Here is a 7,062-nt window from a genome sequence, read left to right on the forward strand (position 1 = left end):
TAGTGGGGATGGGCGAGACAGGCCGAACATGACGGCGTGGAGTGGAGATGCTCGGGATAGGCCGGGCCTGACGGATAGATCGAAGCGAAATCTCCGCCTCTTTTTTCTTTGCGCAAGGGCGCTGTAGCGATCTTGTGAAGCGCAAAAGATCACCCATATTCTTCCTTAACGGACCCGGCTTCAAGCAAGCGGGTTACTCACACGCCAAACCGTTGCCGCATGGCGGGACGGAGAGGAAAGGGAGACATAAGGCATGAATCTGGAAAAATATTCAGAGCGCGTGCGGGGCTTCATCCAGGCCGCACAGACTGCCGCGCTCAATCGCAGCAATCAGCAGTTCACCCCCGAACACATTCTGAAAGCGCTGATCGATGATGACGAAGGCTTCGCGGCCTCGTTGATCGAACGCGCTGGCGGCAAGGCGCAGGACGTCAAGCTTGGCGTCGATGCAGCGCTTGAAGCCATGCCGAAAGTGGAAGGCGGCAACGGCCAGCTTTACATGGCGCAGCCGCTCGCCAAGGTTTTCACCACGGCGGAAGAACTGGCCAAAAAGGCTGGCGACAGCTTCGTTACGGTCGAGCGTTTGCTCACCGCGCTGGCGGTCGAGAAGTCAGCCAGGACGGCTGATATTCTTGCCAAGGCAGGCGTTACCGCACAGGCGCTGAACAGTGTCATCAATGACATTCGCAAGGGCCGCACCGCCGATTCGGCTGGCGCGGAGCAAGGCTATGACGCGCTGAAGAAGTATGCACGTGACCTGACCGCCGATGCGCGGGCAGGCAAGCTCGACCCTGTGATCGGTCGCGACGACGAAATTCGCCGCACGATTCAGGTTCTGTCGCGGCGCACCAAGAACAACCCGGTGCTGATCGGCGAGCCGGGCGTGGGCAAAACCGCCATTGCGGAAGGGCTGGCACTGCGCATCGTCAATGGCGACGTGCCGGAATCACTGCGTGACAAGCAGTTGATGGCGCTCGACATGGGCGCCCTGATCGCGGGCGCGAAATATCGCGGCGAGTTCGAGGAACGGCTGAAAGCCGTGCTTTCGGAAATCACCGCCGCTGACGGCAACATCATCCTGTTCATCGATGAGATGCACACGCTGGTTGGCGCGGGCAAGGCGGATGGCGCAATGGATGCGTCGAACCTGCTCAAGCCTGCATTGGCGCGCGGCGAACTGCACTGCGTTGGCGCAACCACGCTGGATGAGTATCGCAAGCACGTCGAAAAAGACCCCGCACTTGCGCGACGCTTCCAGCCGGTTTTCGTTTCGGAGCCGACCGTCGAAGATACGATTTCGATCCTGCGCGGGTTGAAGGAAAAGTATGAGCAGCACCACAAGGTGCGCATTTCCGACTCCGCTCTGGTGTCGGCGGCGACCTTGTCGAACCGCTACATCACCGACCGCTTCCTGCCGGATAAAGCCATCGATTTGATGGACGAGGCGGCATCACGGCTGCGTATGCAAGTCGATTCCAAGCCTGAGGCTTTGGATGAAATCGACCGCCGCATCATGCAGCTCAAGATCGAGCGTGAGGCGTTGAAGGTCGAAAAGGACGATGCTTCGAAGGATCGTCTATCGCGGCTGGAGCAGGAATTGGCCGGTCTTGAGGAAGAGTCCGCTGGCATGACCTCCAAATGGCAGGCGGAAAAGCAGAAGCTTGGCCTGGCAGCGGAACTGAAAAAGCAACTGGACGATGCGCGGAACGAATTGGCCGCGGCGCAGCGCAAGGGCGAATTTCAAAAAGCGGGCGAGCTTGCATATGGCAAGATTCCCGATCTGGAAAAGAAACTCGTTGAGGCGGAGTCGCAGGACAATCGCGGCAGCATGGTTGAGGAAACCGTGACGCCGGACCATGTGGCACAAATCGTGTCGCGCTGGACCGGCATTCCGGTTGACAAGATGCTGGAAGGCGAGCGCGAAAAGCTGCTGCACATGGAAGACGAGATCGGCAAGCGTGTCGTTGGACAGGGCGAAGCCGTGCAGGCGGTTTCCAAGGCGGTGCGCCGTGCGCGCGCTGGCTTGCAGGACCCGAATCGGCCCATCGGCTCGTTCATGTTCCTCGGCCCCACGGGCGTCGGCAAGACGGAATTGACGAAGGCGCTGGCCAACTTCCTGTTTGATGATGAGCAGGCGATGGTTCGCATAGATATGTCGGAATTCATGGAGAAGCACTCCGTGGCCCGACTGATCGGCGCACCTCCCGGCTATGTCGGATATGAGGAAGGCGGCGTGCTGACGGAAGCCGTGCGGCGCAGGCCCTATCAGGTCGTGCTGTTCGACGAGGTCGAAAAGGCGCATCCCGATGTGTTCAACATCTTGTTGCAGGTACTCGATGATGGCCGCCTGACCGATGGTCAGGGCCGCACCGTGGACTTCCGCAACACGCTGATCATCATGACGTCGAATCTCGGCGCTGAGTTCCTCGTCAATCTCGGTGAGGATGGCGAAGTGGACTCTGTGCGCGATCTGGTAATGGAGCGCGTTCGGGCGGCATTCCGGCCCGAATTCCTGAACCGTATTGATGAGATCATCCTGTTCCATCGCCTGCGTCGCCAGGACATGGGCAAGATCGTCGAGATCCAGCTTGGCCGCTTGGAAAAGCTGCTGGCGGACCGCAAGATCAAGCTCGAACTGGACAAGGATGCCGTCGAGTGGCTCGCGAACAAGGGCTATGATCCGGCCTATGGCGCGCGTCCGCTGAAGCGCGTGATCCAGAAGGAGCTTCAGGACCCGCTGGCGGAGAAAATTCTGCTCGGCGATATTCTGGACGGCTCGAAAGTGAAGGTCACGTCAGGTTCCGATCGGCTCAATTTCCGGTCCAAACCAAGGCTCGTGGACGAGGCCGAACAAGCGGCCTGAGGTTGGTTGATTCAGTGATGAAGACGCGGCGGTTTCCGCCGCGTCTTTTTTGTTTGAGCGCCTGTTTCCGACTGGCCTGCGGGCCGACTCCCCATTGCGGGGTGATGCTGCACGGTCAAGTGTTTCTGCGTTTTTGAATCTGAGGCATTTGTTTAGGCCGTTACCGGTGCCAGCACTCCGGGGCAAAAATTAATCTTGGTCATCGGCTCAAGCTCAGCGACGTTTAGTCGTGGTGCGGCCATTTTCATGCCGGGTTCATATATGAAATGGTAGCGAGTGATTTGTATCGTGCCACGAATTGCCTGACGCGGGGTCGGACTTGAACCGTTTTGCACAATTTGCCTTGTTTGCTCTGCTTGCGAGCGCAAGCACGGGCGCGCACGCGCAGGTGCGTGATGCGCAGGTCTATTACGATGCGCAGGGCAATCGCGTGATCGTCGATGCCGTGACCGGCGAGGTCGTTTCCATCGAGCCAGCCGAACCGCCGCAACCGCGCTATCAGCGCGAGCGACGCCCGCGCCAGTGGCAGGACGATTCGGTCTATGATGATCCCGAACTTGAGCAATATGAGCGCCGCCGCTACGAGCGGGCCTACCCCGACGATGGCTATCGCCAATATCCGGATGAGCTTTACCCCGATGAACAGCAGGCACCGCGACAGCAGCCGCGTGTTGTTGAGCGCACGCCCTTGCCGGAACCGTCCGAGCCAAAGGCCATCCAGCAGGCACCGGCAAATTCGGGCGATTCGGTTATTGATCTGGGCAAGGCGCCAGCAACTAACCCCACGATTCAATCTGCAATCAAGGAAGATGTCGCCGGATTGCAGGTCTTGCTCGACCGCGTGGGTGCATCGCCGGGTGTGATCGATGGGCGGTTTGGCTCCAATGTGGATCGCGCGCTTGAGAACTATCGCGCGCTTACAGGACAGCCGCTGAAATCCACCGATACGATCAAGATCAAGGAACAACTGTCGGCAACCGGCGGCGATGCCATCATTGACTATATGATTACCGCCGAGGATGCGGCGGGGCCGTTCGTGGCTTCCGTGCCCGAAGACTATAGCGAAAAGGCAAAGCTCGACCGGCTTGGATATACATCGGTGCCCGAAATGCTGGCCGAGCGTTTTCATATGGATGAAAAATTTCTGCGCTCGCTCAACCCCGATGCGAATTTCAATCGGGCTGGAACCATCATTCGCGTGACGAATATCGGGAAAAACGTGACCAAGCCGGTCGCGCGCATCATCGCCGACAAGGGTAACAAGCAGGTGCGCGCCTATGGCGAGGATGGCAAGCTCGTCGTGGCTTACCCCGCTACAATCGGTTCAGCGGAAACACCGTCGCCAACGGGCACGCATACAATCTCGCGCGTCGTAACCGACCCCGGCTATACCTACAATCCAAAGGTGAATTTCAAGCAGGGCCAAAACGACAAGGTGCTCAACATTCCGCCGGGACCAAATGGGCCGGTCGGCAATGTGTGGATCGCGCTCGATAAACCGACCTATGGCGTTCATGGAACGCCCGAACCTTCGAAAATCGGCAAGACCGAAAGCCACGGCTGCGTGCGCCTGACCAACTGGGACGCGATGGAACTCGCAAAGCTGGTGAAGCCGGGGGTGACTGTCGAATTCGTGGAGTAGCGGGGAGATTCAGATGAGCGTCGGCTGCAAATGACGCTCCTCTGCGCTTCCGGTGCTCATGTACGAAATGTACACTCCGCTCCGGTTCTCGAAGATCACCATTTTCGCTCGACGCTGATCTGAATCTAACGTCGCGTCTGTGATTAAAACCTGGGATGACGTTGTCTGCCTTCTCCCCTTGAGGGAGAGGGTGCCGGCAGGCGGATGAGGGGTATTGCGCCGATGCGACCGGACTAGCTGTCGCTGCCCTTGGTGCTGGCAACTTTTAACGCGCCCGAATCATTTTCTTTCATGATTTCGTCAATGCGGTCGCGCTCGCGCTTGAATGCCGTCAATTCCTCGCTCTTGAGCGTCTTGCCCGCAGGCAGGCGCACGCGCATCGGATCAACCTTCGCACCGTTGACGATCAACTCGTAGTGCAAATGCGCGCCGGTGACCAAACCAGTCGAGCCGACATAGCCAATGATCTGACCCTGCCGCACGCGCGCGCCGGGCTTGATGCCCTGCGCAATGCCGCTTTGGTGATTGTACGAAGTCTCGTATCCGTTCGAGTGCCGGATAATTGTCTGACGACCATACGCGCCAGCCCATCCGGCTTTCTCAACCACGCCATTGCCGGTGGCGAGAATCGGCGTGCCGGTGGGGGCCGCCCAGTCAACACCCGTATGCATGCGCGTGTAACCCAGAACCGGGTGACGCCGTGCGCCGAAGCCGGATGTAAAACGCCCGTTCGGCACCGCGGTTCGCAGCAGGAACTGCTTGTTATTGCGTCCGTCCTTATCGAAGTAATCAACGCTGCCATCGGGCGACTGGAAGCGATAAAGCGTACGCATCTGGCCGCCAAACGTGGCTGCTACATAAAGAAGCTGCGAATCATCCGTGACTTGATCGTCGTCATCCGGTTCGGAAAAGAGCAACTCCATCTTGTCGCTGGCCGATACGCGCGACTGAAAATCGACATCCGACGCGAACATGCGCAAGAGCGCGTTAGTTGCGGTGCGCGAGATTCCATAGGAACCGGCGGCGCGATTGATTGCATCATAGATGGTCGGCAGGGTGCCGCTGGCAATAGCGGGCGGCGAGTCGTCGAATGCGGCGAGCAGGGCAGGGCTCGGATCAGGATCTTCCGCCGGCACAAACTGCTTCTGATCGTTCAGCGCGACGCAGAGAATCGAGCTGGTCGCGCCCGCGCTCGCATATAGACTCGCGCGCACGATCTTCGGTGTGTCGCCATGAAGCTCCAGACCAACGCGCAGCACCTGACCCTCTTTGAGAGTCGGCGAGTGCAGCAGCTCGTTTAGCCTGGCCGCTGCAGCGTCCGCATCCGGACCAATATAGCTCGCGCCCTTGAGCGCATCTTGAATCGTGATTTCGCCCGTTACCGGAATAATGTCTTCCGCATAGGAAATATCATCCTCCGCACCTTCCTTTGGGGCCACGGACACATTTTCCGGCGTTATCTTGAACCCGTAAGATGCGGTCAGCGTCTGCGTTTCGAACGAATCGCCGAATCGCTCCGGATCGACGGAGTGAAGCGAGGCCACCTGAACATCGCCATCTGTGAGAATCGCGCCCGTGGTGCGCACGACCTGCTCCACCTCATCAGCGGAAAGCGCCGTGTTCTCATCGAAATCGGCAGTCTCGACGGGGAATGGCACTGTTTTCAGCACCATCTCGCTTTCCACCTTTGCAGCGTAAATCTGGCCTGCGGCGGGAAGCTCGGGCTTTGACCCCGGCTCGGCAAACACCATCAGCGGATCGAACGGCGGATAATCGCGCTCATTCTTATAGCTTGCGGCAAGCGCCATGTTGATTTCCATCAAGGGCATGGCGCGAACGACTTCGCGATCACCAACCTTGCTGGCCACCGACACTTCTATACGGCGCTTGTCTTTAGCTCGGGCGATCTGCCGCGAGGCGATGACGCGCTCCTCCTTAGCCTCCTCGCCCGATTCGCCCGATTTGCGCAGGCCCATCAAATCGGCAATCTCCGGCGGCGTGGCGATCAGCACACGACCATCCAAGGCGGCCAGTAGCGCAACGCCCATCAAGACGCTTGAAGTAATGCCTGTGAGAAATGTGCCGGAGAGCCAGCGCGCAGAAACTTCACGCCGATCCGGCGGGCCGCTTTGCCCATCGGCCAAAAGCGGCGGCTCGTCCCCAAGCTCCGCTATGGATTGGTCGGTGTCCTGCATAAAAGACGGTAATTCCCCTAACCCGAACGCTTATACATATAGTTTGGCAGTGACTTTTGCCTTCCGGGACCGGGTAAGTCAACGAAAGCCGCCGGTTTCGAGGCTTTCAGGGAATGTCGCCGGCTGGCATTGCTGCACGCTTCGGCACGAGGGGTGAACCAGAATTCGGGCTCCAATGTGACCGGCTGTGGATGAGTGCGGGACGTTTTTCCTTGTTTTGCTAGGGGTTCATTGCCCTGTCAAAAAACTTTCAAAAAAACATGCATCAGCGTGTTGACAGTTTTGGGGGGTGAGGCCTATATACGGCCAACAACGCGGGCGGCACGCCGCTGGCGGCGGTAAGGTTCGCTCTAATGTTGAGT

General features: G+C 58.8%; 3 protein-coding genes and 1 pseudogene. 3 read left to right on the forward strand and 1 reads right to left on the reverse strand.

Translation table 11 applies throughout. The annotated features are described in order from the left end of the window. Positions 1-253: 253 nt before the first annotated feature. From clpB to DY251_RS21955, 3 genes and pseudogenes are all read left to right on the forward strand, one after another. Entirely contained in the window at positions 254-2,863 is a 2,610-nt protein-coding gene (gene clpB, locus DY251_RS10400; protein ID WP_116623807.1) for an ATP-dependent chaperone ClpB, read from the forward strand. Positions 2,864-3,206: 343 nt separating this feature from the next. Continuing rightward, positions 3,207-4,505: a L,D-transpeptidase family protein gene (locus DY251_RS10405; RefSeq protein WP_425373291.1), complete on the forward strand. Its 1,299-nt coding sequence runs from the start codon at positions 3,207-3,209 to the stop codon at positions 4,503-4,505. Positions 4,506-4,535: 30 nt separating this feature from the next. Further along, positions 4,536-4,614, forward strand: a pseudogene (locus DY251_RS21955) (flagellar basal body P-ring protein FlgI); the annotation flags it as partial. A gap of 124 nt (positions 4,615-4,738) precedes the next feature. Here DY251_RS21955 and DY251_RS10410 read toward each other — a convergent pair. Further along, positions 4,739-6,700, reverse strand: a complete 1,962-nt coding sequence (locus DY251_RS10410) for a M23 family metallopeptidase (protein ID WP_116623809.1) — start codon at positions 6,698-6,700, stop codon at positions 4,739-4,741. Between the last annotated feature and the right edge of the window lie 362 nt (positions 6,701-7,062).

It is taken from the genome of Mesorhizobium denitrificans (genome assembly GCF_003403035.1).
Taxonomy (GTDB): Bacteria; Pseudomonadota; Alphaproteobacteria; order Rhizobiales; family Rhizobiaceae; genus Mesorhizobium_G; species Mesorhizobium_G denitrificans.